This window comes from Pseudomonas sp. Leaf129 (genome assembly GCF_001423465.1).
GTDB lineage: Bacteria > Pseudomonadota > Gammaproteobacteria > Pseudomonadales > Pseudomonadaceae > Aquipseudomonas > Aquipseudomonas coleopterorum.
In genome coordinates, this window is the sequence record NZ_LMOC01000001.1 from 264,038 (window position 1) to 286,419 (window position 22,382).

At 62.9% G+C, this 22,382-nt stretch carries 20 protein-coding genes; 15 read left to right on the forward strand and 5 right to left on the reverse strand.

The annotated features are described in order from the left end of the window. The 3 genes from ASF66_RS01230 to fhuF all read left to right on the forward strand — a co-directional run bounded on the left by ASF66_RS01230 (window position 1) and on the right by fhuF (window position 6,324). Complete coding sequence (locus ASF66_RS01230) at window positions 1-4,059, forward strand: non-ribosomal peptide synthetase (protein ID WP_056842393.1); 4,059 nt, start codon at window positions 1-3, stop codon at window positions 4,057-4,059. Between the two features lie 75 nt (window positions 4,060-4,134). Continuing rightward, complete coding sequence (locus ASF66_RS01235) at window positions 4,135-5,484, forward strand: lysine N(6)-hydroxylase/L-ornithine N(5)-oxygenase family protein (RefSeq protein WP_056842394.1); 1,350 nt, start codon at window positions 4,135-4,137, stop codon at window positions 5,482-5,484. A gap of 90 nt (window positions 5,485-5,574) precedes the next feature. Further along, a complete protein-coding gene (gene fhuF, locus ASF66_RS01240; RefSeq protein ID WP_056842395.1) occupies window positions 5,575-6,324 on the forward strand; it encodes a siderophore-iron reductase FhuF in 750 nt (249 codons plus the stop codon). A 19-nt stretch (window positions 6,325-6,343) separates the two neighbouring features. Here the strand turns inward: fhuF and ASF66_RS01245 are convergent, their stop codons facing one another. Beyond that, window positions 6,344-7,111, reverse strand: a complete 768-nt coding sequence (locus ASF66_RS01245) for an ATP-binding cassette domain-containing protein (RefSeq protein WP_056842396.1) — start codon at window positions 7,109-7,111, stop codon at window positions 6,344-6,346. A gap of 371 nt (window positions 7,112-7,482) precedes the next feature. Here ASF66_RS01245 and ASF66_RS01250 point away from each other — a divergent pair, with 371 nt between their 5' ends. From ASF66_RS01250 to ASF66_RS01265, 4 genes are read left to right on the forward strand one after another with little or no spacing between them, the layout of a single operon-like run. Then, the gene (locus tag ASF66_RS01250; protein WP_049859996.1) at window positions 7,483-8,475 is read left to right on the forward strand and encodes a TRAP transporter substrate-binding protein; all 993 of its coding nucleotides are present in this window, start codon (window positions 7,483-7,485) and stop codon (window positions 8,473-8,475) included. Between the two features lie 2 nt (window positions 8,476-8,477). Beyond that, window positions 8,478-8,981: a TRAP transporter small permease gene (locus tag ASF66_RS01255; protein ID WP_056842397.1), complete on the forward strand. Its 504-nt coding sequence runs from the start codon at window positions 8,478-8,480 to the stop codon at window positions 8,979-8,981. After that, window positions 8,978-10,264 carry a TRAP transporter large permease gene (locus tag ASF66_RS01260; protein ID WP_049859998.1) on the forward strand — a complete coding sequence of 429 codons (1,287 nt, stop codon included), beginning with the start codon at window positions 8,978-8,980 and terminating at the stop codon, window positions 10,262-10,264. Before ASF66_RS01255 ends, ASF66_RS01260 begins: the two co-directional genes overlap by 4 nt. A 27-nt stretch (window positions 10,265-10,291) precedes the next feature. Next, window positions 10,292-11,518, forward strand: a complete 1,227-nt coding sequence (locus ASF66_RS01265; protein ID WP_056842398.1) for an aminotransferase class III-fold pyridoxal phosphate-dependent enzyme — start codon at window positions 10,292-10,294, stop codon at window positions 11,516-11,518. Here ASF66_RS01265 and ASF66_RS01270 read toward each other — a convergent pair. Beyond that, window positions 11,491-12,372 (reverse strand): LysR substrate-binding domain-containing protein, encoded by an 882-nt coding sequence (locus ASF66_RS01270; RefSeq protein ID WP_056842399.1) that lies wholly within the window; start codon window positions 12,370-12,372, stop codon window positions 11,491-11,493. The two genes, ASF66_RS01265 and ASF66_RS01270, sit on opposite strands and share 28 nt — an antisense overlap. A 435-nt stretch (window positions 12,373-12,807) precedes the next feature. Between ASF66_RS01270 and ASF66_RS01275 the strand changes: the two genes are divergently transcribed. From ASF66_RS01275 to ASF66_RS22805, 6 genes are all read left to right on the forward strand, one after another. Then, window positions 12,808-13,473: an amino acid ABC transporter permease gene (locus ASF66_RS01275; RefSeq protein WP_056842400.1), complete on the forward strand. Its 666-nt coding sequence runs from the start codon at window positions 12,808-12,810 to the stop codon at window positions 13,471-13,473. Continuing rightward, complete coding sequence (locus ASF66_RS01280) at window positions 13,454-14,113, forward strand: amino acid ABC transporter permease (RefSeq protein WP_056842401.1); 660 nt, start codon at window positions 13,454-13,456, stop codon at window positions 14,111-14,113. The genes ASF66_RS01275 and ASF66_RS01280 overlap by 20 nt, the downstream gene beginning before the upstream one ends. After that, on the forward strand, window positions 14,110-14,871 hold the full coding sequence (locus ASF66_RS01285; protein WP_056842402.1) for an amino acid ABC transporter ATP-binding protein: 762 nt from the start codon (window positions 14,110-14,112) through the stop codon (window positions 14,869-14,871). The genes ASF66_RS01280 and ASF66_RS01285 overlap by 4 nt, the downstream gene beginning before the upstream one ends. Beyond that, a complete protein-coding gene (locus tag ASF66_RS01290) occupies window positions 14,868-15,743 on the forward strand; it encodes a transporter substrate-binding domain-containing protein (protein WP_056842403.1) in 876 nt (291 codons plus the stop codon). Before ASF66_RS01285 ends, ASF66_RS01290 begins: the two co-directional genes overlap by 4 nt. A gap of 250 nt (window positions 15,744-15,993) precedes the next feature. Further along, entirely contained in the window at window positions 15,994-18,381 is a 2,388-nt protein-coding gene (locus ASF66_RS01295; protein ID WP_056842404.1) for a TonB-dependent receptor plug domain-containing protein, read from the forward strand. A 342-nt stretch (window positions 18,382-18,723) separates the two neighbouring features. Further along, window positions 18,724-19,209 carry a hypothetical protein gene (locus tag ASF66_RS22805; RefSeq protein ID WP_082484360.1) on the forward strand — a complete coding sequence of 162 codons (486 nt, stop codon included), beginning with the start codon at window positions 18,724-18,726 and terminating at the stop codon, window positions 19,207-19,209. A gap of 19 nt (window positions 19,210-19,228) precedes the next feature. Here ASF66_RS22805 and ASF66_RS01310 read toward each other — a convergent pair whose 3' ends face one another. Continuing rightward, window positions 19,229-19,822, reverse strand: coding sequence for a helix-turn-helix domain-containing protein (locus tag ASF66_RS01310; protein WP_236707057.1), 594 nt, complete (start codon window positions 19,820-19,822; stop codon window positions 19,229-19,231). A gap of 72 nt (window positions 19,823-19,894) precedes the next feature. On the opposite strand from ASF66_RS01310, the gene ASF66_RS22380 reads away from it, so the two are divergent. After that, complete coding sequence (locus tag ASF66_RS22380; protein WP_156463107.1) at window positions 19,895-20,071, forward strand: hypothetical protein; 177 nt, start codon at window positions 19,895-19,897, stop codon at window positions 20,069-20,071. 136 nt (window positions 20,072-20,207) lie between these two features. Here the strand turns inward: ASF66_RS22380 and ASF66_RS01320 are convergent, their stop codons facing one another. Further along, window positions 20,208-20,444, reverse strand: coding sequence for a hypothetical protein (locus ASF66_RS01320; protein ID WP_156463108.1), 237 nt, complete (start codon window positions 20,442-20,444; stop codon window positions 20,208-20,210). Then, window positions 20,434-21,291, reverse strand: a complete 858-nt coding sequence (locus ASF66_RS01325; RefSeq protein WP_056842408.1) for a LysR substrate-binding domain-containing protein — start codon at window positions 21,289-21,291, stop codon at window positions 20,434-20,436. The genes ASF66_RS01320 and ASF66_RS01325 overlap by 11 nt, the downstream gene beginning before the upstream one ends. A 238-nt stretch (window positions 21,292-21,529) precedes the next feature. Here ASF66_RS01325 and ASF66_RS01330 point away from each other — a divergent pair, with 238 nt between their 5' ends. Next, window positions 21,530-22,369: a transporter substrate-binding domain-containing protein gene (locus ASF66_RS01330; RefSeq protein ID WP_056842409.1), complete on the forward strand. Its 840-nt coding sequence runs from the start codon at window positions 21,530-21,532 to the stop codon at window positions 22,367-22,369. Window positions 22,370-22,382 lie beyond the last annotated feature (13 nt).

Genomic DNA, 22,382 nt, shown 5'->3' on the forward strand with positions numbered 1-22,382 from the left:
ATGAGTATCGATCCGCATCAAATCGCCCACCGGTTTGCCGAGCTGAGCCCCGAGCGTCGCCAGGCCTTCCTGGCTCGGCTCGAGGAAAACGGCATGCGCTTCACCGACCTGCCCATGGTCGCGGTGCCGCGCTCGCCCACAGCGCCGCTGTCGCTGGCCCAGCGCGGTCTGTGGATCGCCTGGCAGCGCGAGCCCGACAGCCCGGCCTACAACCTGGCGGGCGTATTGCGCCTGGGTGGCCCGCTGAACGTCCAGGCCCTGGAGCAGGCCTGCAACGATCTGCGTGCCCGGCACGAAGCGCTGCGCACCTCGTTCGCCCAGGACACCGAGGGCGAGCCGCAGCAATGCATTCAGCCGCATCAGTTCCAAGCGCTGGTGTGCCTGGAACTGGACGAAGCCGGCTCGCAGCAGCGGGCTCGGGTATTGACCCAGGAGCCTTTCGATCTGATGGGCGCCCCCGCGCTGCGTCTGGAGCTGCACCGCCTGGATGCGCAGCAGCATCGTCTGGTGATCGTGCTGCACCACATTCTGGCCGACGGCTGGTCCATCGGCCTGATCATCGAAGACCTGGCTGCCGCGTATGCCGCGCGTTGCCAAGGCCACGCCGCGCAGTGGCCGGCGCTGCCCGTGCACTACGCCGATTACGCCGGCTGGCAGCGGCGCTGGCTGGAGGCGGGCGAACAGGCGCGCCAGCTCGACTACTGGCGCCAGCAACTGAGCGATGATCACACGCCCCTGGCGCTGCCGCTGGACCGTCCACGCAGTGCACAGCGCGATGCCCGCGGTGCCAGCGTCCGGGTGCAGGTGTCCGCCGATACCAGCGCGCGCTTGCGCAGCCTGGCCAAGGCGCAGGGGGCAACCACGTTCATGGCCATGCTGGCCGTGCTCAAGCTGCTGCTGGCCCGCCAGAGCAGCGCCGACCGCGTGCGCATCGGCTCGCCGTTGGCCAACCGCACCCGCGCCGAAACCCAGCGCGTGGTGGGCTACTTCACCACCCTGAGCGTGTTGAGCACCGCCGTCGATGAGCGGCAGAGCTTCAGCGCGCTGCTGGATCGAGTGCGCAGCACCCTCTTCGAGGCCCAGGAACATGCGCACCTGCCGTTCGACCAACTGGTGCAGGCGCTGGCACCGCCGCGCGAGGCCGGCACCCATCCGCTGTTTCAGGTCAAGTGCACCGAGCAACCGGCCAGCCGTCCGCAGCGTTTTGCCGAGCTGTCCATGAGCCTGGAAGGGCTGACCGCAGGGGAGGTGCATTTCGACTTGAGCGTCGACTTCACCGACCGCGCCGAAGGCATCGAGGTGTCGATCGCCTATGCGTGCGACCTGTTCGACGCCGTACGCATCGAACGCTTCGCCGCTCAGTTGTTGTCATTGACCGAAGCGGTGAGCCATGAGCCCGAACGGCGGCTGCTCGAACTGGCCGTTGAGCACGAGAGCGACGAGGGCGAACCGGCGGTCGAGGCCCAGGAAGTAGTGAGCCTGTGGCACCACCAGCACCGGCTCGACCCGGATGCCGTCGCCTTGACCGGCGCCGGCATGAGTTTCAGCCGTGCACAGGTCGAACGCGCAGCCGACGCCTTGGGCCAGCGCCTGCTCGCCCAGGGCGTCGGGCCCGGCGCACGGGTGGCGCTGCTGAGCGCGCGCACGCCGGCCATGGTCGTCGGTATCCTCGCGGTGCTCAAGTGTGGTGCTGCCTATGTGCCGGTCGATCCGCGCTGGCCGACAGAACGGCAGGCGGCGGTATTGGCCGACAGCGGGGTCTGTCTGGTGCTGGGCGCCGATCCCCAGGTGCCGGACCTTGCGTGGCTGGCCCTGGATCTGGACCTGGACGCGCCGCCATCGCCGCTGCCTTGGCCGCGTACGGTGCCCGAGCTGCCGGCGTACCTGATCTATACCTCCGGCTCCAGTGGCACGCCCAAGGCCGTCGTCGCCACCCGTGCCAACCTGGCCGCCTATGTCGCGGGCGTCGGCCAGCGCCTGCAGTTGCCCGCGCACAGCCGCTTCGCCATGGTGTCGACAGTGGCCGCCGACCTCGGCCACACAGTGCTGTTTCTCGCTCTCAGCCAGGGCGGTGCGTTGCACCTGGCCGACGAAGTGCAGGCCTTCGACCCCGATGCCTTCGCCCAATGGCAGAGCGAGCAGGGCAGCGACGTGCTGAAGATCACCCCCAGTCATCTGCAGGCCCTGCTCAATGCCCGCGATCCGCTGCATGTGTTGCCGCGGCACACCTTGATCCTGGGCGGCGAAGCGACGTCCTGGGCGCTGCTCGATGAAATTCGCCGGCTTGCTCCACAGCTGCGCGTGTTCAACCACTACGGGCCTACCGAAACCACGGTCGGTGCGCTGTGCCAGAACGCCGCCGATGCCGATCGCCCGCGCGCGCGAACCTTGCCCATCGGCACGCCGCTGCCCGGCGTACAGGCGCGTGTGCTGGATGCCTACCTCAACCCGGTAGCCGACGGCGTGGTCGGTGAGTTGTACCTGGGTGGCGTTGGCGTGACCCAAGGGTACTCGGAGCGTGCGGAGTTGACCGCAGAGCGGTATGTGCCCGACCCCTATGGTGCGCCCGGTGTGCGGTTGTACCGCAGCGGTGATCGCGTCCGGCGCCTGCCCGATGGCAGCCTGGAGTACCTGGGGCGCAGCGACGATCAGGTAAAGATTCGCGGTTATCGCGTCGAGCCGGGGGAGGTCGCCACGGCCATTCGCCGCTTGGCCGGCGTCGGCGAGGCGGCGGTGATCGCGGTCGCCGGCGAAGACGGCGCTCACCAGTTGCACGCCTATGTGGTGCTGACGGCTGAGACCGACGTGACCACGTTGCGCCAGTCCCTGGCAGACCAGGTGCCGGACGCGCTGCTGCCGTCTCACTGGACCGTGCTGGATCAACTGCCGCTCACCGCCAATGGCAAACTCGATCGGCTGGCCTTGCCCAAAGCGGAGGCGGCGCTGCCGACCCGCGAGGGCCCGCAAGGGCCGACCGAGCAGGCCCTGGCGCAGCTGTGGTGCGACCTGCTGGGACGCAGCGACATTCCACGCAGCGCATCGTTTACCGAACTGGGCGGCGACTCGCTGCTCAGCCTCAAGCTGCTCGCGCGCATCCGCAAACAGGGGCTGCAAGGCGAGCGCAAGCTGACCCTGGCGGACGTGCTCAATGCCTCCAGCCTCGCTGCCTTGGCGGAGCGTCTGACACCACCGCCGGTGGCCGAGCCCGAGGTGGTGTTTCTGAGCCGTTCCGGCCATGGCGTGCCGCTGTTCTGTCTGCCTGGGCTGATCGTCAACAGCAGCGAATTCAAGCCATTGGTGGCGGCACTGGGCGAGGATCGGCCGGTGTATGGTTTCGTCAGCCATGTCTACACCTTGCAGCGCTGGCGTGGCTACGACGTGCTGGCGCTGGCCAGCGAATACGCCGAGTACATCGTCCGTACCGTCAAGGGGGGCCGCTGCGCCTTGCTCGGCTGGTCATCCGGAGGCGAACTGGCGCTGGAAACCGCTCGCTTGCTGCAAGGGCGCGCCCAGGTCGAGTTCCTCGGCCTGGTGGACGTGTTCGAGTCGGTGCCCTTTCATCCACGTCAGCCACTGGACGCTGCCACCCGGGATCGCGCGCAGCCGCTGCTGGAATACTGGCTGGCGCGATCGGCCATGGCGACGCAATGGCGTGTGTTGTTCACGCTGATGGACGCGCGTGAACGCGATGCGTTGACCGAGCACGTACTGGCCCACGACGGCCAATTGCCCTGCGATGGACCGGATCTGCTCTCCCGCGAGTTCGAGCAATGGGCATTGCTCGACAAGCGCTTGAAAGCCGCGCGCCATGTGCTCGAACCCCTGGCGATAGCGGCGCACGTCTGGCAGGCCGAGGACTCCCTGACCCGTAGCGAGCGCTTGCGCGACTGGAACGGGTTGGTCGAGGTGGTCGAGCAGCGCTGTGTAGCGGGTGCGCACCACCTGGACATCGTCCGTCACCCCGGCTTCATGGCCGATCTGGCGCAGGCACTGAAGGCCATCGAAAGGGGCAGGCGACCAGAGTTGGCTAAATTTGCCGAGGCCACGAGCGTCTTCTAGGAACACGTCACCCGAAGGCCGCAGGCAACCCTGCGGCCCTCGCTCCTACACCCTCTTCTGGAAGGAATCGGTCACATGACGCAGCACCTCACCCCGACGGCTCCCCACGACCTCATCGGCATCGGCTTCGGCCCGTCAAATCTGGCCCTGGCCATCGCCTTGCAAGAGCGCGCGGAGCAGGGCGGGCGGCCCCTCGACGCGCTGTTTCTGGAGCGTCAGCCCGACTACAGCTGGCACGGCAACACCCTGGTCGCCCAGAGTGAACTGCAGATTTCGTTTCTCAAGGACCTGGTGACCCTGCGCAACCCCTCCAGCCGCTTTTCGTTCGTCAACTACCTCAAGGCCCACGGTCGCCTGGTGGACTTCATCAACCTGGGCACCTTTTACCCCTGCCGCATGGAGTACAACGACTACCTGCGCTGGGTCGCGCAGCAGTTCGCCGAGCAGAGCCGCTATGGCGAGCAGGTGCTGCGGGTCGAACCGATCGTGGAAGGGGATGGCCGGGTGCAGCGCCTGAACGTGGTCAGCCAGCACCAGGGCCGCGAAGTCCAGCGCCAGACCCGCTCGGTGATCGTCAGCACCGGCGGCACGCCGAAGATCCCCCAGGCGTTCGCCTCGTTCAAGGACGACCCACGGGTGTTCCACCATGCCCGTTACCTGTCGGCCATGGCCACCCAACCCTGCAGCCGTGGCGAGCCGATGCGCATTGCGGTGGTGGGCGCAGGGCAGAGCGCCGCCGAGGCGTTCATCGACCTCAACGACAGCTACCCCAACGTTCAGGTCGACATGATTCTGCGCGCCGCCGTGCTCAAGCCGGCGGACGACAGCCCGTTCGTCAACGAAATTTTCGGCCCGGATTACACCGACCTGGTGTTCAATCAGCCCGAAACCGAACGCGAGCGTTTGATCCGCGAGTATCACAACACCAATTACTCGGTGGTGGACCTGGACCTGATCGAACGCATCTACGCCATGCTCTATCGCCAGAAAGTCTCCGGCGTCGAGCGCCATGGTTTCCTCTGCCGACGCATGATCGAAAGCGCCACTGACGTCGATGGCCGCGTGCAACTGCAACTGCGCGACCTGGCCACCGGCAGCACCGAAGCGCGGCGTTACGATGCGGTGATTCTGGCCACCGGTTACGAGCGTCGCTCGCATCGCGAACTGCTCGCTCCGCTCAAGGACTACCTGGACGACTTCCGGGTCGACCGCGACTACCAGTTGATCGCCCGCCCGGAGCTTGAAACGCCGGTCTTCATCCAGGGCTTCAGCCAGCACTCCCATGGCCTGAGCGACACGCTGCTGTCGGTGCTGCCGGCTCGTTCGGGAGAGATCGCCGCTGCTCTGGAGCAGCGTCTGGAGGGCGTCGACCAGGCCCGCCCGAGCGTCGCACGCCGCGCGGTCGGGCGAAGCCTCTCGGCGTGATGGCTGAACACGAGCGGCGGATCGGATATGCTGGGTGAATGATGCTGGTTCTCATTCACTTGCTCACATGACCACAGGTGCCAGGGGCTGATGATAGACGTGCTTGCGCCGCTGTTTCGCGGCGATTTCGAAGCCTACCGGGACGTGTTGGTGCTGGCCGACGATCCGCGGCCAGCCACGGTGTACGACGAGCTACTGGCGCCCGATGCCTTCGCCGAGCTGCAACGGCGATTCGGTCAGCGCTACAGCGGCGATGATCGCCGTGCCTGGGTGTCGTTGTGGGCCAAGCACTACATCGTCAAGCTGTTGCCGCCGGTGATGGGCGCCACGTTGCTGTTGCGCTGGCGGCTGCCGCTGGGGCTGGCCGACACGGCCTTGTTGCTGGACGAAGGCGCGCTGCCGCAAGGCTTTCGTCTGAGCGACAAAGGCGCACCGTTCGCCGCCGATGTGAACGAGCCGTTCGAGCTGTTCGCAGGCCTGCTCGACGATCATCTGCAGCCATTGTTCCAGGCCCTGGCCAGTCAGACCAAACTCTCGCCCAAGGTGCTGTGGAGCAACGCCGGCAACTACTTCGAAAACCTGCTCAACCTGATGGCCAAGGCCGGCATGCCTGCCGAACGCCTGGCGCCGGGCCGCGCTCTGCTGGAAACCAAGACACGCCCCGATGGCACCCGCAACCCGCTGTTCCAGCCGGTGCGCTACCTGCCCATCGACGACGCCAGCGGCCAACCCACCTTGCGCCGCGAACGCAAGGTCTGCTGTGTGCGTTATCTCTTGCCCGAGCTCGAGCTGTGCGGCAATTGCCCGCTGAAGGTGAATCCCGCCAGGGTACCGGCCTGATTCAATCCGGCAGTCGCGCTCAGTAGTGGAAGCTGATCGCCGAGCCATCGCCCGGATGCGCCATGACCCCCATGCGGATGCCGTAGATCGACTCCAGCACTTCAGCGTTCATCAGCTCAGCCGGTGGCCCCTGAACGAGTAGCCGCCCGCTGTGCAACGCCACCAGGTGATCGCAGTAACGCGCGGCCATGTTGATCTCGTGCAGCACCACGACCACGCCCAGGTCCAGCTTGTGGCTCAGTTCACGGATCAGGCCCAGCACTTCGATCTGATGAGCGATGTCCAGCGCTGAGGTCGGTTCATCGAGCAACAGGTAGCGGCTGTTCTGCGCCAGCAGCATGGCCAGCCAGACGCGCTGGCGTTCGCCGCCGGAGAGGTTGTCCACCAGGCGCTCGGCATAGGCGCGGGTGTGGGTCAATTCCAGGGCTTGTTCGACCTGGGCATGGTCCTCTTCGCTCATGCGTCCCAACGCGCCATGCCACGGATAGCGGCCAAAGCGCACCAGTTCACGGACGCTCAGGCCATCGGCGGCCGGCAGTTGCTGCGGCAGGTACGCCACCTGCCGGGCGAACTCGCGGTTTTTCCAGTCCGCCAGGGGCACGCCATCGAGCTTCACCGTGCCCTGGCTGGCAGCTTGCTGGCGCGCCAGCAGCTTGATCAGGGTCGATTTGCCCGAGCCGTTGTGCCCGATCAAGCCGATGATCTGGCCGTGGGGCAGGGTCAGGTCGAGGGGGTGCAGAAGGGTGCACTCGGGAATGCAGAAGGACGCGGCCTGCAACTCGAACATGGAAGGGTCCTGAAAAGAAAGACGCTAATCTAAACGAGATAAGAACCATTATCAAAGGGTGAGGATCGGATTGATTGCCATTCTGACCGGCTATGAGCCGCAGCGAAATGAGCCTGGGTGAAGCCCAGAAAGCGATGCTCAAGTGGTCGTGGTCGAGGTTTTACATCTGCTTGATCAGCGCGAGCTTGACCGGTGAGCGTTTGGTGCCCGGGGTCGATCCGACCAGGCTTTACGGGGGGATCCCACGCTTTCATAAATAATCGTATGGTCACATTTCGGATCTTAATCGCAAATAGCCATCGCTCGATTGACGCTCCAGCGACCTGTCGTGATTAATAGCTTCGACGCTATTTCACCCAGAGGTCGCCGCCATGTTCGGAACGTTTCCCCGCAAAAAACTCGCCCTCAGCGCCCTGACCGGCCTGGCGCTGCTTATCGGCGCGAACGGCGCGATGGCAGCGCAGACCTTGCGTCTGGCCCATGCCTCGAGCTCTGAAAGCCTGATCAACCAGGCCATGGTGCGTTTCGCCGCGCAGGTCAGTGAACAGACCAAAGGCGAGCTGAAAGTACAGCTCTATCCAGACGGCCAGTTGGGTGACGAGGCCCCGATCGTCGATTCGGTCGGCGCCGGAGCGATCGATATCGGCCTGGGCGGTTCGACCGACGGCATCGACCCGCGCCTGAATGCCCTGTCGCTGCCTTTCCTGTTCAAGGACGCCGCTGCGGTCCATGCTTATCTGGATAGCCCGGCCGGCAAGAAATTCCTGACCATGGGCCAAGACCATGGCTTTGTGATGCTCTCGGCCCTGGACTCGGGTTTTCGCCAGTTCGCCAACAGCAAGCACCCGATCTTCAAGCCTGCTGACCTCAACGGTCTGAAGATCCGCACTCCGCCCAACCCGGTCATTCTGGCCACCATCAAACAGCTTGGTGCCCTGGGCCAGTCGATCCCGTTCGGCGAGGTCTACACCTCGTTGCAATCGGGCGTAGTAGATGGGGTCGAGCCTGAGTTGCGCGATTTCTACGACCAGAAGTGGTTCGAAGTGGCCAAGAACGTCTCGGTGTCCAACTACGTGTGGTCTGCCAACTTCTGGTTCATCAACAAAGACCGTTACGAAGGCCTGGACGACAGCGAGCGTGCCGCTCTGGACAAAGCCGTCGTTGACGCCACCGCCTGGTATCGCTCCCAGCTCGAAGCGGTCTACGCGAAGATCAAGACCGAAATGGAAGCCAAGGGCGTGAAGTTCAACGAGGTCGACACCGGCCCGTTCCGCGAGCTGGCCGGCCCGGTCTACGCCCAGTTCGGCAAGGTCTGGGGTGAAGACTTCGTCAATCAGTTGCGTCGCGACGCCCAGGGCCAGTAACCATGTCTATTTCCCAACACCCGGACCTGCCGCCCAAGGGCTGGCCGGAGCGTACGTTGGCGGTGGCCGGCGCGGTGATGTTCACCGTGACCTTCCTGGCCATCCTGGCCGGGGTGTTCTCGCGCTATTTTAACCTGCATGGGTTCGAGTGGTCATTCGAGATCGCCACCCTCGGCTTCATCTGGGTGACCTTCATCGGCACCGTGATTGCCGAGATCCGCCATGAAAACGTGCGCTTCCAAGGCCTGGCCAACCTGTTGCCAGCCTCTGTGCAGCGAGGCCTGGACGCCTTCGCCAGCCTGGCTCTGCTGTGCATCAGCGGCTGGTTGCTGTACAGCGGCAGTGCGTTCATCGCGCGCACCGGTTGGGCGCCGACGCCGGTGCTGCGCTGGCCGGCGGGCCTGAGCTCGGCAGCGCTGGTCAGTGCCGCCGCCATGCTTGCCGTCCTGGCGCTGATCCGCCTGATCCGCCTGATCCGCCTGACTCGTAGCGGAGTTCGCCCATGACCGTCCTGATCTTGTTCCTGGCATTCGTGTGCCTGTTGCTCGCCGGTCTACCGGTGGTGTGGGCCATGGCGGGTGGCACCATTGCCGCCTTGCTGTTCGGCGATCTGCACCTGCCATTGGCTTGGCTCGCCCAGCAAACCCTGCGCGGCGCCGACTCGTCCACCCTCGCTTCAATTCCATTGTTCCTGCTGGCGGGCGAGTTGATGAACCGCGGCGGGCTCACCCTGCGCATCATGCGTGTTGCCGAGCATTGCTTCGGTCGCCTGCGCGGCGGTCTGGGCCTGGTCAACGTTGCCACCGCCTTTGTCTATGGCGGCCTGACGGGCTCGGCCACCGCTGACACGGGCACCGTGGCCAAGGTGATGATCCCGGTGATGGAGGAGCGGGGCTATCCGCGGGCCTTCGCTGCCGCGGTGACCGCTGCGTCCGGCACCCTGGGCATCATCGTTCCACCCAGCGTGATTCTGATCATGTTCGGTGTGCTGACCAACACCTCCATCGGCGGCCTGTTCATGGCTGGGGTCATCCCGGGGGTCATGCTGGCGGCGGTGTTCATGGTGACGGCTTATGTGGTCGGCGTACGCGAGCACTTTCCCAAGGTCGAGGGCAAGATGGACTGGGCCGAACTGCGCCGAGACCTGCTAGGTGCCTTGCCGGCGTTGCTGATGCCGATCATGGTGCTGGGCTCGATCGTGACCGGCTTTGCCACGGCTACCGAGGCTGCCTCGCTGTCGGTGCTTTACGCGCTGGCGGTGGGCACCGTGATCTACCGACAGTTGGGCTGGCGTGATCTGTTCCCTGCTGTGACCGAAGCGGTGACGATTACCGGCTCGGTGATGATCATCATGGCCGTGGCCATGCCGTTCGGCTGGATACTGACCTTCGAACTGGTACCGCACACCGTGGCGTCGTGGATCGTCGATATGCACACCGGGCCGTTGATGACCATTCTGCTGGTGATTCTGGTACTCAAGGTGGTGGGCTTCTGGCTCGATCTGGGCCCTGCAATGATCATCCTCGCGCCGATCCTGGTCCCCGTGGCGAAGGCCGCCGGTTTCGAGCCCTACCAGATCGGCCTGATCTTCACCATGACGCTGGGCTGGGGACTGTTCACACCGCCCATCGGCACTAATATCTTCGTGGTGTGCAACGTCGGTCGCATCGAAATCGGTGCCGTATCGCGCCGGCTGATTCCGTTCTGGATCGCCACCGCATTCGCCATCGCCCTACTGGTCTTCTTCCCTGGCCTGACCCAGTGGCTGCCACGTGTCATGGGCTACTGAGCCCCCTCATTGTGTAGAGAATTGCAGATGAAACATTTGATCGGTGGAATTTCCAGCGGCGGCCGCGCTTTGCCTGAAATCGATGGTCAGGCCTTCGGGGTCCGCCGCAGTGAAGGGCCTTGGCTGTGGGATGAGCAGGGCGTGCGCTATATCGATACCGCCATGGGCTTTGGCGCGACGATGCTAGGCCATGCCCAGGCCCAGGTCGTCGCGGCCAGCAGCGCCGCCCTGCGCAATGGCCCGATGCCCTCGTTCGCGCATGCCGACGAAGAGAGTGCCGCCGCGGCGCTGGCCCGCTTCACTGGTGAGCTCAGCCAGGTGATCTTCGTCAACACCGGCAGTGAAGCGGTGCACTTGGCTTGCCGAACCGCTCGGGTAGCCACCGGCCGCACACGCATTGCCAAGTTCGCCGCGGGTTACGACGGCTGGTACGACGCGGTGGCCTTTGGCAACGCCGGGCAACCGGCGGCGCTAATGGCGGGTACCGAGCGCCCTGAACAGGACGGCATGCTGCTGTTGCGCTATAACGATTTCGCTGACGCCGAGCAGTTGTTCCGTGACTGCGGCGACATTGCCGCCGTGGTGGTGGAGCCGGTGTTGGCCAATGCTGGCTGCATCGTGCCGGCGCCCGGCTACCTGAAACACCTCAGCGACCTGGCCCACGCCAATGGTGCGCTGGTGATCCTCGACGAAGTCTTGATGGGGCTGCGCCTGCATCCTGGTCTGAGCGGTACCCTGCTGGGCGCCGAAGCGGACCTGGCCACCGTCGGCAAAGCCATCGGCAGCGGAGTGCCGGTGGCCGCCTTGGTGGGTAAGCCGCAGTACATGGGGTTGTTCGAGCAGGGCAAGATCATCCGTGCGGGGACTTACAGCGGCGCGCCTCCGGCATGCGCAGCGGTACTGGCCACGTTGAAACAGTTGGCGAGCGCTGACTACCCGGCTCTGCTTGCGCGTGGTGACCAGCTGCGCGCCGATCTGGTGGCTGCGTTCGCGCAGAAGGGGATAGCGGTCAGCACCACCGGCTACGGCTCGGTGTTCACCTTGTGGCGTTCGGCAACACCACCGCTCACCTACGCCGGAGCCGTGCAGGTGGCTGACAGCGACTGGACCCTCGCCCTACACAAGGCCTTGCGTCGCCAGGGCGTGATGACCATGCCGTTCGCCTTTGGCCGGGTCTACCTGACCTTCGCCCACGACGAAGAGGCCCTGCAGATGCTGCTCGACGGCTACAAAGCCGCAATCGCCTTGCTGTGAGGCGCATTCGCCGCCCGGAATCGGTCAAGGACGAAGTGGGCCAGGCGGCGGGTGTTGAGCAAGGCATGCTCGGGCATCAGCAACGCCAGTTCGATGCTCGGCAGTTCCGGAAGCTGCTCGCCGCGCAGAATTCGCCAGCCCGGCGGCACCACGGACGCCGGCAGCACCGTGACCGCCGTACCCAAACGCACGGCATGCATCACCCCGGGTAGATGCGATGAGGAACTGACCACCCGCCACGGCGTACCGAGGCGGTCCAGTGCTTCGATGATCTGCGGCCTTGCCCGGCAACTGTCGGTGAACAACGACAACGGCAGGGTGCGTTGTTGTTCGGGAAAATGTTCTGGCGATGCGCACCACAGCATCGGTTCGCAGCGCAGCAGCTCGCCCTGCAGCTTGCCATTGGCACGGGTGATGATGGCGATATCGATGCTGCCTTCGGCAATCATCGCTTCCAGACGCGAGGAAAAATCACAGATGATTTCCACCTGAAGATGAGGATGACGCTGCGTGAACGCCTGCATCAGTTCACAGCCCAGGGTCTCCAGGTAATCATCCGGCATGCCGATGCGGATGCGTGTGGCTTCCTGGCCACATTCGAGGGCCGTGAGTGCCTCATCTTCGAGCATCTGAATACGCCGCGCATAGCCGATCAGGCGTTCGCCGTGTTCGGTCAGGGTCACTCCGCGACGTGAGCGCTCCAGTAATTTGCGGCCGACCCTGGCCTCCAGCCGACCGAGCATCAGGCTCACGGCCGCTTGTGTCTTGCCGATGCGCTCACCGGCGGCGGTGAAACCGCCGTAATCAATGACCGCAACGAAGGCGGCAAGACAGTCTGTGTCGAGATGGCGCATGGGGCAGGGTCCCTCGGTGAAAAGACAGCGGGCTGACGTGATCATGCACGTTTCATTCCCACACCTTCATCGCTCGTCTTATCGCAGTGGTCAGGTCGCGTTCAGCTCTGCTTCCTGCTTGTCCAGACATCCCCGCTCGTGCTCACGCCTCAGGCCTCGGTGGGTTTCATCATCACGGTGTTACCTTTCATGACAGGCTATCGCCTCGGTAACGTTGATTCAGGTTGCCATCGAGGCACCGGTCAGCAAAACGGGCGCCATGGGAACCAGAACAAGCCCGCTACCTGAGGGACAGATGGCGATCGCTGTCTAAGCTTATGTTTATTCAGTATTAATTGGATCTGGAACGGTCGATTACACTCACCGCCCGCACGTCATACGCAGGCGCTTTCCGATGTTCGCTTTGTCCATTTCCAACGGTTCGAAGGTCGGACGATGACTTTCGACTACGCGTTTGCGCTGTCTACGCTTCCCGCCTTTGTGCGGGCAGTCGGCGTCACTCTGCAGGTCGGTTTGATAGCCATCCTGAGTTCACTGGCCGTTGCGGTGCTCAATGCGGCCATCGCCACGTTCAAGGTTCCGCTGCTGCATCGGCTGGTGCCGCTGTACGTCGAACTCGCCCGCAACACGCCGCTGTTGATCCAGCTGTTCTTCATCTATTTCGCCTTGCCCGCTCTGGGCGTACGGATTTCCGGTTTCGCGGCGGCCGTCATTGCCATGACGTTCATGGGGGGTGCGTACCTGACCGAGATCCTGCGTGCCGGTATCGAAGCGGTGCCCAAGGCGCAAATCGAGTCGGGGCTGTCCATCGGTCTGTCGCGCTGGCAGCTGCTGCGCCACGTGATCCTGCCCCAGGCAGGCATTCTCAGCCTGCCTGCGCTGTTCGCCAACTTCGTGTTCCTGCTCAAGGAAACCACGGTGGTGTCAGCCGTTGCCGTGCCGGAAATTCTCTACACCACCAAGAGCTACATCGCCCTGTATTACAAGACCTACGAGATGCTGGCGGTGATGACCGGCCTGTGTGTGTTGTTGTTCTTGCCGCTGTCGTTGCTGCTGGGTCTGCTGGAAAGGAGGCTCCAACATGGCCAGTTCGGGTCTTGAGTTGCTCTGGGTATCGGCACCGCAACTGCTCACCGGGGCCGGTCGCACCTTGGGTATTTCCGCATTGGCGATCCTGTTCAGCAGTATCGGCGGCCTGCTCTATGGCGTGCTGCGCAGCCTCGGCAAACGCTGGCTGGACGTGCCGCTGAGGGTCTACCTGGAGCTGTTTCGCGCCATTCCGGTACTGGTCTGGTTGTACCTGTTCTTCTTTGGCCTGCCGATCTTCTTCGGCGTCAGCCTGCCTGCGTTCTGGTGCGCGGTGCTGGTGCTGTCGCTGTGGGGCGCCAGCGAGATTGGGGAGGTCGTGCGCGGTGCGCTGCGTTCCATACCCCGCGGGCAGCGCGAAGCGGGCCTGGCCATCGGCCTGGACCTGGGCCAGTTGTACGGCCGGGTATTGCTGCCCCAGGCGCTCAAGCGGCTTACCCCGCCGGTCATCAACGTTTGCACTCGTTTGCTCAAGACCAGCTCGCTGGCGGTACTGATCGGCGTTGTCGACATCACCAAGGTCGGCCAGCAGATCATCGAGCGCACCTACGAATCGGTGCTGATCTACGGGTTTCTGTTCGTCTTCTTTTTTATCGTCTGCTATCCGCTGTCGGCCGCCTCCCGCGTGCTCGAACGGCGCTGGAATCACGCATGAGCGCATTGATCGAACTCGCAAGCTTCAGCAAGAAATTCGCCGACACACCAGTGTTGACCGACATCGATCTGCGCGTGAGCGAGGGCGAGGTGGTGGTGATCCTTGGCCCCAGCGGTTGTGGCAAGAGTACCTTGCTGCGCTGCCTGAACGGCTTGGAGCTGGGTCACAGCGGTACCTTCACTTTCGATGGCCAGCGACTGCCCGCCAATGCCGACTGGCGCCGGGTGCGTCAGCAGATCGGCATGGTGTTCCAGAGCTATCACCTGTTTCCGCACATGACCGTGTTGCAGAACGTGCTGCTGGGGCCACTGCAGGTACAGAAGCGCGATGCCCAGGAGGCGCGGCAGCAGGCCGAGGCGCTGCTGGCTCGGGTTGGCCTGGCCGAGCGCGCCAACGCCTACCCCCGCGAGCTCTCGGGCGGCCAGCAGCAGCGGATCGCCATCGTACGGGCGCTGTGCATGAACCCCAAGGTCATGCTGTTCGACGAAGTCACCGCTGCGCTGGATCCGGAAATGGTCAAGGAAGTCCTGGAGGTGATCCTCGATCTGGCGCAGGGCGGCATGACCATGCTCATCGTCACCCACGAAATGGCCTTCGCCCGGGCGGTGGCCGACCGCATTCTGTTCATGGACCGTGGCCGCATCGCGGAACAGAACGATCCCGAAACCTTCTTCAGCGCCCCGCAGACCGCACGCGCGCAGCAGTTCCTGGAAAGGTTTTCCTATGTAGAAAACATGCCGAAAAGGAAAGCATCGTGAACTTCAAATCTGCCCTTGTTCTACCCGTATTCGCCCTTGGACTGCTGGCCGGTTGCGACAAACCGGCCGAGCCCAAGGCCGCCACCCCGGCCGCGACGGCGAAGCCTGCGACCAGCTACCTGGAAACCATCAAGGCCCGCGACAAGCTGATCGTCGGGGTATTCAGCGACAAGCCGCCCTTTGGTTTCGTCAACGAGCAAGGTGAATACGTCGGGTTCGACACCGACCTGGGCAAGCGCTTCGCCAAGGACCTGCTGGGCGACGAGAAGAAAATCGAGTTCGTCAGCGTCGAGCCGGCCAGCCGCATACCGTTTCTGCAAAGTGACAAGGTCGACCTGATCCTGGCCAACATGACCGTGACACCCGAGCGCAGCCAAGTGGTGGACTTCACCAACCCCAACCTGCGGGTGGCCGTGCAGGCGCTGGTGGCCGATGGCAGCAGCGTCCAGAAGCTCGATGACCTGGCCGACAAGACCACCATCGTCACCACCGGCACCACGGCCGATCTGTGGTTGACCAAGAACCACCCGGACTGGAAGTTGCTGAAGTTCGAAAAGAACTCCGAATCACTGCAGGCCCTGGCCAGCGGCCGCGGCGATGCCTACGCCCAGGACAACCTGGTGCTGTTCAACTGGGCTAAGCAGAACCCCGGCTATCGCGTGCTTGCCGAGAAGCTGGGTGACGAAGCGCCTATCGCGCCGGCCGTGAAGAAGGGCAACACCGAGTTGCGCGACTGGGTGAACGAGGAGTTGGCAAAGCTTGGCGAAGAGAAAGCCCTGCTCAAGCTTTATGACCAGTACGTGCGCAAGGACTTGCCAGCGGACACCGATCCCAATCTGGTCATCGTTGAAGGGGGTCATTGGAAGCCTTGAGGTCAGTCCACATGGATCTTTCGCGTCCTCCTGGGGGAGGGCGATCCTCGTCTGCACGTCTTCCCCCTGTGGGTGCACCCCGAACTATCCATAAGCCTAAACGTTATTTCAGATCGATGCTTAGTAGCCTTAAGCTATATCCCATCGGACTGCCGAAGTTAACTTATCAAGGATGATTGCCACCGTTTCCCCCGGATCGGTCGTCCACGTCTGCCTGTTGCAGGCAGGCATCGAACCAGGGGAGTGGTTCATGCACTTTGTTCATCGTAGAACCCGCTTGTCGCTTGCCATCGTTTCCACCAGCCTGCTGTCAGGCGCCGCGTGGGCCGCTGACCCGCAAGTATCAGCGCAGGCCGAGGCCAGCCAGCTGGACGCGGTCATCGTCACCGGCACTCGAACCCAACAACGCACGGCCAGTACCTCGCTGTCGCCCATCGACGTCGTTTCGGGCGAGAGTCTGCGCAGTGGCGGATCGGACGAGTTGGGAACCGCCTTGGCGCGGTTGATTCCTTCCATCAATTTCCCTCGCCCCAGCCTGGTGGACGGCGCTGAACTGGCGCGGCCTGCGCAATTGCGCGGGCTGTCACCGGATCAAGTACTGGTGCTGGTCAATGGCAAGCGTCGCCATACCGGTGCTTTCGTCAATCTGGGCGGCGCCGTGGGTCGGGGCTCGGCGCCGACCGACCTCAATGCCATCCCTTTATCCTCGGTGGACCACATCGAAGTGCTGCGTGACGGCGCGGCCGCGCGGTATGGCTCGGATGCCATTGCCGGGGTGATCAATGTCATCCTCAAGGACGCCAACCATGGCGGACAGGTATCGGCCAAGTACGGCAGCTACAAGAAAGGCGACGGTATCCAGCGCCAGCTCAGCGGCAACACCGGCTTCGCCCTGGGTGATCGCGGCTTCGTCAATTTGACGGCAGAAGGCGCCGACAACGACTACACCAACCGTGCCGGTGACGATTACCGGACCGCCAGCATTGGTTCAGCCACATACGGCCAGCGGGTGTTCCGTCAGGGCGAGCCTTCTACCGACGAAGGCAAGCTGTGGCTCAACAGCGAGTTCGACCTCAACGATTCCGCCCAGGTCTATGCCTTCGGCGGCTACAGCAAACGCCGTGGCGAGACCGCCGCGTTTTACCGCGCCAGCAACGCTTCGAACAACCTGCCGTCCATTTATCCCGAGGGTTATCTGCCCTTGATTCGCGGAACCCTCGAGGACCGCTCGGCCGTGGTGGGCATTCGCGGCGAGGGTTGGGCCGACTGGCATTACGATGTGTCGGCCAACTACGGACAGAACCAGTACCAACTCGGTACCCGCACCATCAATACGGCCCTCGGCCTGGCCACGCCACGCTCCTTCGATAACGGCACCTTGACCAACGAGCAGAAGCAACTGAGCCTGGATCTCTCGCGGGAGTTCGATGTGGGCTGGTTGCCCAATCCGCTGTCGGTGGCGTTCGGCACCGAGTACTTGCATCAGGGGTATCAGATCAGCGCGGGTGACCCTGCCTCCTACTACCAGAGCGGCAGTTCGGGCCTGGGTGGCTTTCGTGCCTCGGATGCCGGCAGCTACAGCCGACACAATTTCGCCCAGTATCTGGATCTGGAAACCGACCTCAGCGACCGGCTCAGCGCTTCGGCCGCAGTACGCCACGAGGACTACAGCGATTTTGGCTCTAACACCAGCGGCTCTCTGGCGGGTCGCTTCGCCCTCACCGACAGCGTGGCCCTGCGTGCCAGCGTCTCCACCGGCTTTCGCGCGCCATCGCTGGCTCAGCAGAACTTCACCTACACCTCTTCGCAACTGATCGGCAACACGGTCCAGGAGGCTGGCACCTTTCCGGCCAACAGCCAGGTGGCCGGGTTGCTGGGCGCGCAGGACCTGAAAGCCGAGAAGTCGCGCAATTACAGCCTGGGCGTGGTCTTCGAGCCCAGCACCCATTTGACCCTGACCGCCGATGCCTACCGGATCGACATTCGCGACCGAATCACGCTGTCCTCCAACCTGGTGCTCAACGATGCCGCCCGGTCGTACCTGCAGGCCAACGGTGTCGGCAACATCAATTACACCAGCGCCCGTTATTTCACCAACGCGGTCGACACCAGCACAGACGGCATCGATCTGGTCGCCAACTATCGCTACGCTTTCGACAATGGCGTGCGCTGGAACAGCACCGTTGGCTACAACTACAGCCATACCAAGGTGACCGATGTCGCCGCCAATCCGGCCATTCTCGATCAGCTAGGGGTCAACTTGACCCGTGTCGACCGCCGCGAGAAAAGTGGTCTGCTGGGCGATACCACGCCTGAACACAAGTTGAGCCTGAGCAACGACTTGAATTATGGCAACTGGGGGTTGCACAGCACGCTGGTACGTTATGGAAAGTTCACCAGTTACCAAGCCGACAAGGTCAATGACCAGACGTTTGCGGCCGCTTGGGTATTGGATCTGGCAGTGGATTACAAATACCGCAATTGGCTGTTCACGCTGGGCGGTGACAACGTTACCGACAAATATCCTGAAAAACTGGACGCCTATGCCAGCAGCGGCGGGAATTTGGCCTACAGCACGTTTTCGCCCTACGGCTACAGCGGGGCTTTTTATTACGCCAAAGTAGGGTACAGCTGGTAACAAGTGGAGCACCGATGAGTTTCGCACCTTGGTGCCCCTGGCAACGATTCGTTGGGCGCGACGGAAAGGCAAGCATTCTTAGAACATTTATGCATTTCCGTTATGGGAATAGCTCCGATACCTATATCCATAGTGTCGAATACGCCGTGCCTATCGCCCGCTCCAACGTCGTTGCGCCGAAGCGCACGCGATAACGCCGGTCTCGCTCGCCTGGCCACCGAAACCGCCAACATCCAATGCTTAAGAAGCACTGGAGCATCAGCTTGCGGCAATCGGGTGTAGCCCTAGAATCGCAGCCATCAGATTCACCCCTATCATCCAGACTGCTCGAGGACTTACCCAATGATGAATGCCATGCAAATGCAAATGCCGATGTCGATGAATGCCGCCAACATGCCGATGATGCCAATGATGGGCATGCCGATGATGATGGCGACCATGACCTGCGAGATGATGGAAGAGGGCATGCAGTGCATGATGAAGCCTGCTGCCGGCATGGACATGGCAATGTTCAAGAACAGCTGCGACATGGTTCAGATGATGATGAACTGCGGTATGCCGATGATGATGCAGTGCGGCAACCTGTCGATGATGTGCATGAATCAGATGAGCATGGCTGCACCGATGATGGCCATGCCTATGATGAAGTGCATGATGGAATGCACCATGATGGCAGACGGCATGATGTGCAAGATGATGCCTGTGGCTGGAATGAGCATGGACCTGATGAGCAACTGCTGCATGCTGATGAACAAGATGATGAACGATTGCAGCATGCCGATGATGATGAGCTGCAATGGCATGCCGATGATGTGCTGCACCTGCTGAGCCGGGTGAAGGCGGCGGCTCAATCCAGCCGTTCCGGATACGTCACGACAAGATAGGCCAGCGCTTCGCTGTCGGCTGGGTTGCGATAGCGATGCGGCTGGTCTGCATAGAACAGAATCGAATCTCCCGTGGAAAGCAGAAAGCGTTCTTCGTTGACGCTGACCTCCAGCACACCCTGCGCGACGACCAGGTTTTCCTGGACACCGGGTCCATGGCCGTGGGCCTGCTCCTCGCCCAATGGCGCGATCCGAAGCTCGTAGAATTCGGTCTGCCGGGCCTTTTCGAACGGAAACAGCGCACGGCTGACGAACTCGCCGTTGGCACTGACCAATCGCTTGCTGCGGCGTGCCGACAGCACGGCGACACCCTCGAATTCGCGGCTGTCCAGAAACGCGGCTACCGATACCTTCAATGCCTTGGCAATCTTACTCAGGACCTTGATCGACGGCACGCTGCGGCCCGACTCGATCTGCGCGAGCATTGTCCGACTGACCCCGCTGGCTCGTGCCAGGCCGTCCAGCGAAAGCTGACGTTTGCAGCGCAGGCGTTGCAAATGAATGGCCACGCGTTGCGCAATGGTGTCATCTTCGTCGGCGTCCGCACTGGTTGTCATGTCCACCAAAGGCGACAAGCTGGTTTCCAGGAAACCGGTGGGCGTACTCATGAACTAGGCCTGGCGATGTTCTTGAGCCTGACGAGCAGCCTGCGCCCATTGCTGCGCCGCTACACCAGCCTGCTGCGCGTACAGCGCCCACATCAGGCGTCCTGCCTGCTGCGCCTGTTTGCGTTTTCGGTAGTGGGCGAGGTCGACGACGTGTTCGGTAGGTGGCATGACGGATCCTTGCTGGCGGGTGGTTCGTGAAGCGAGACTACCCAAGCGGCTATAGAACCAGAAATACTTTTTTAGCCTTTGCTAATTCGATTCTGCGATGAAGGATTCGTGACGCGATGCATCCCGACATTGGCCACACCCGCGCGCACCGAAGCGAGTACCGGATTCAGTTCTGCCCCAGCTTGAACTTGATGTTCTCCAGTGGCCGCCACGAGAAAGAAGGAGGCGGCGAATAGCAACCTGGTTGGTTTGCCGGCGTTGCGTCGCAGCGTACCGTGTAGCCATGGTTGCCGATCTCGCGACCGCCTTCACCGGTGCCTCTTTCACTATAGGCGGCACAGCCACCCAGCGTGGCGAAGGCAAGCAGTGCAGTGACTTTTTTCATCGTGGTTTCAGACTCCATGGTTGACCTTGATCAGTTGGTAGGCGCGGTGTACCAGCGGGTTCACTGCGTTGGGTCGGATCCACAGATGATACGTGACATCAGGCAGGCGCGGCAGGCCGTCGCTTTCGCCAAGCACGCGCATGTCCGGGCCGACCATTTCCATGCTGCGCGCGGTGACCCCCAGACCTGCGCGGACAGCGGCCTTGATACCGATCAGATTACTCGCCAGGTACGCCTGTCGCCAGGCGATGTCGTGGGCCTCCAGCGCTTGCAGGGCCATTCGTCGATAGATACTGGGCTCGTCGACCAGTACCAGCGGCAGCGGTTGGGCAGCGTCGTGCTGGTAATGCGCGGCGCAGATCCACCACACCGGTGAGGTGCGCAGTGCGAACCCTTCGAGGGTCGGGTCGGTGCGGGTGGAAATCACCATGTCGACCTTGCCGCGGTGCAGGTCGTCCATCAGGAACGGGCTGCGGCCGACGTCGATCTCCAGACGCAGGTTAGGCGCCGATCGGGCGATGTGGCTGAGCATCGGCGGCAGTATGGTCTCGGCGATGTCATGTGGAGAGCCGATGCGCAACACACCGCTAAGATTGTTGTCGCGCAGTCGATCGAGCGCTTCGTCGTTGAGCGCCAGCATCTGCCGTGCGTGCCTGAGCAGTTGGCGTCCAGCGTCGGTCAGCGCTTTGTGCCTTCCCTGCTTGTGCAGCAGGCTGACGCCCACCTGCTGTTCCAGGCGCTGAAGATGCTGGGTGACCGATGATTGGGTACGGCCAAGGTGCTGTCCGGCTGCGCCGAAACTGCCGTGGTCGGCAACGGCGACGAAGGTTTTCAGCAGTTCGAGATCCAGTGTGCTAGAGCTCATGACAGAGCCGGGCCATCAACTTTCAATGTTAATTGATTAGACATCGTTATGTGTTCTCCAGTAAAGGCTTCTGCTGCAGCGTTTAATGTGCCGTAAATTCGGGATCGCGCACGAATGCGTCATTCGATACAGGCTTTGAGTTATAACAATATGAGATATTTGCATTTCCTTCCCGACCTGCCAATCCCTAGCATGCCCCTTCATCGCGCCGGCTGTTCCGGCTCTAGGGGAGTACTTCATGTCGCCACGTTTCACGTTTCGCCTCCGGGCCGTTCCTGCGCTGGCTGCTGTCGCAGGCTTGACCATTGCCGCTGTCTCGCACGCTGATGCGACTCTGGACAAGATCCATGAACGTAGCCGTCTGGTGGTTGGCGTCATGCTCTCCGGGGGACCATTCGGTGCCATAGACCCGGCAACGCAGCAGCCGGTGGGTTTCAATGTCGACATGGCCAACGACCTCGGTCGCCAATTGGGCGTCAAGGTGGAGCTGGTCTCGGTGCTGCCGGCCAACCGCGTGCAGTTCCTGCAACAGGGCAAGGTCGATCTCCTGATCGCCAACATGGAATGGACACCGGAGCGCGACAAGCTTCTGGGGCATGTGCCGACGCCGTTCTATACCGTGGGCGGCACGGCCGCGGTGTTGGCAGACAGTCCCTACCGCACATGGGCCGACCTCAAGGGCCAGCCGGTGTGCACGTCGCAAGGCAGCAGCTATACCCAAGCCTTGGTGCAGCTGGGTGTGGATCTCAAAGCGTTCAAGAGCTCTGCCGAATCGTTGCTGGCCCTGCGCGGCAACAACTGCGTCGCTGCAGTGCATGACGCCACCCTGATCAACCCACTGCTGGCCCGCGGCGGCGAGTGGCAGGGCTATCGCGCCCTGACGCCGGAACTCAATCCAGCGCCTTCGGTGATCTGGACTCGCCTCGGCGAGGCGGACACCCAGGCGCGCCTGGACCCGATCGTCAAGGGCTGGCACCGCAGCGGCTGGCTGATCGAACGCGAGCGCGACAACCACATCACGCCCGCCTCGCCGACCCTGGTGAAGCTGAACAAAGAGCTGAGCGCAGACGGCGCCTGATCGGCCATCCTTT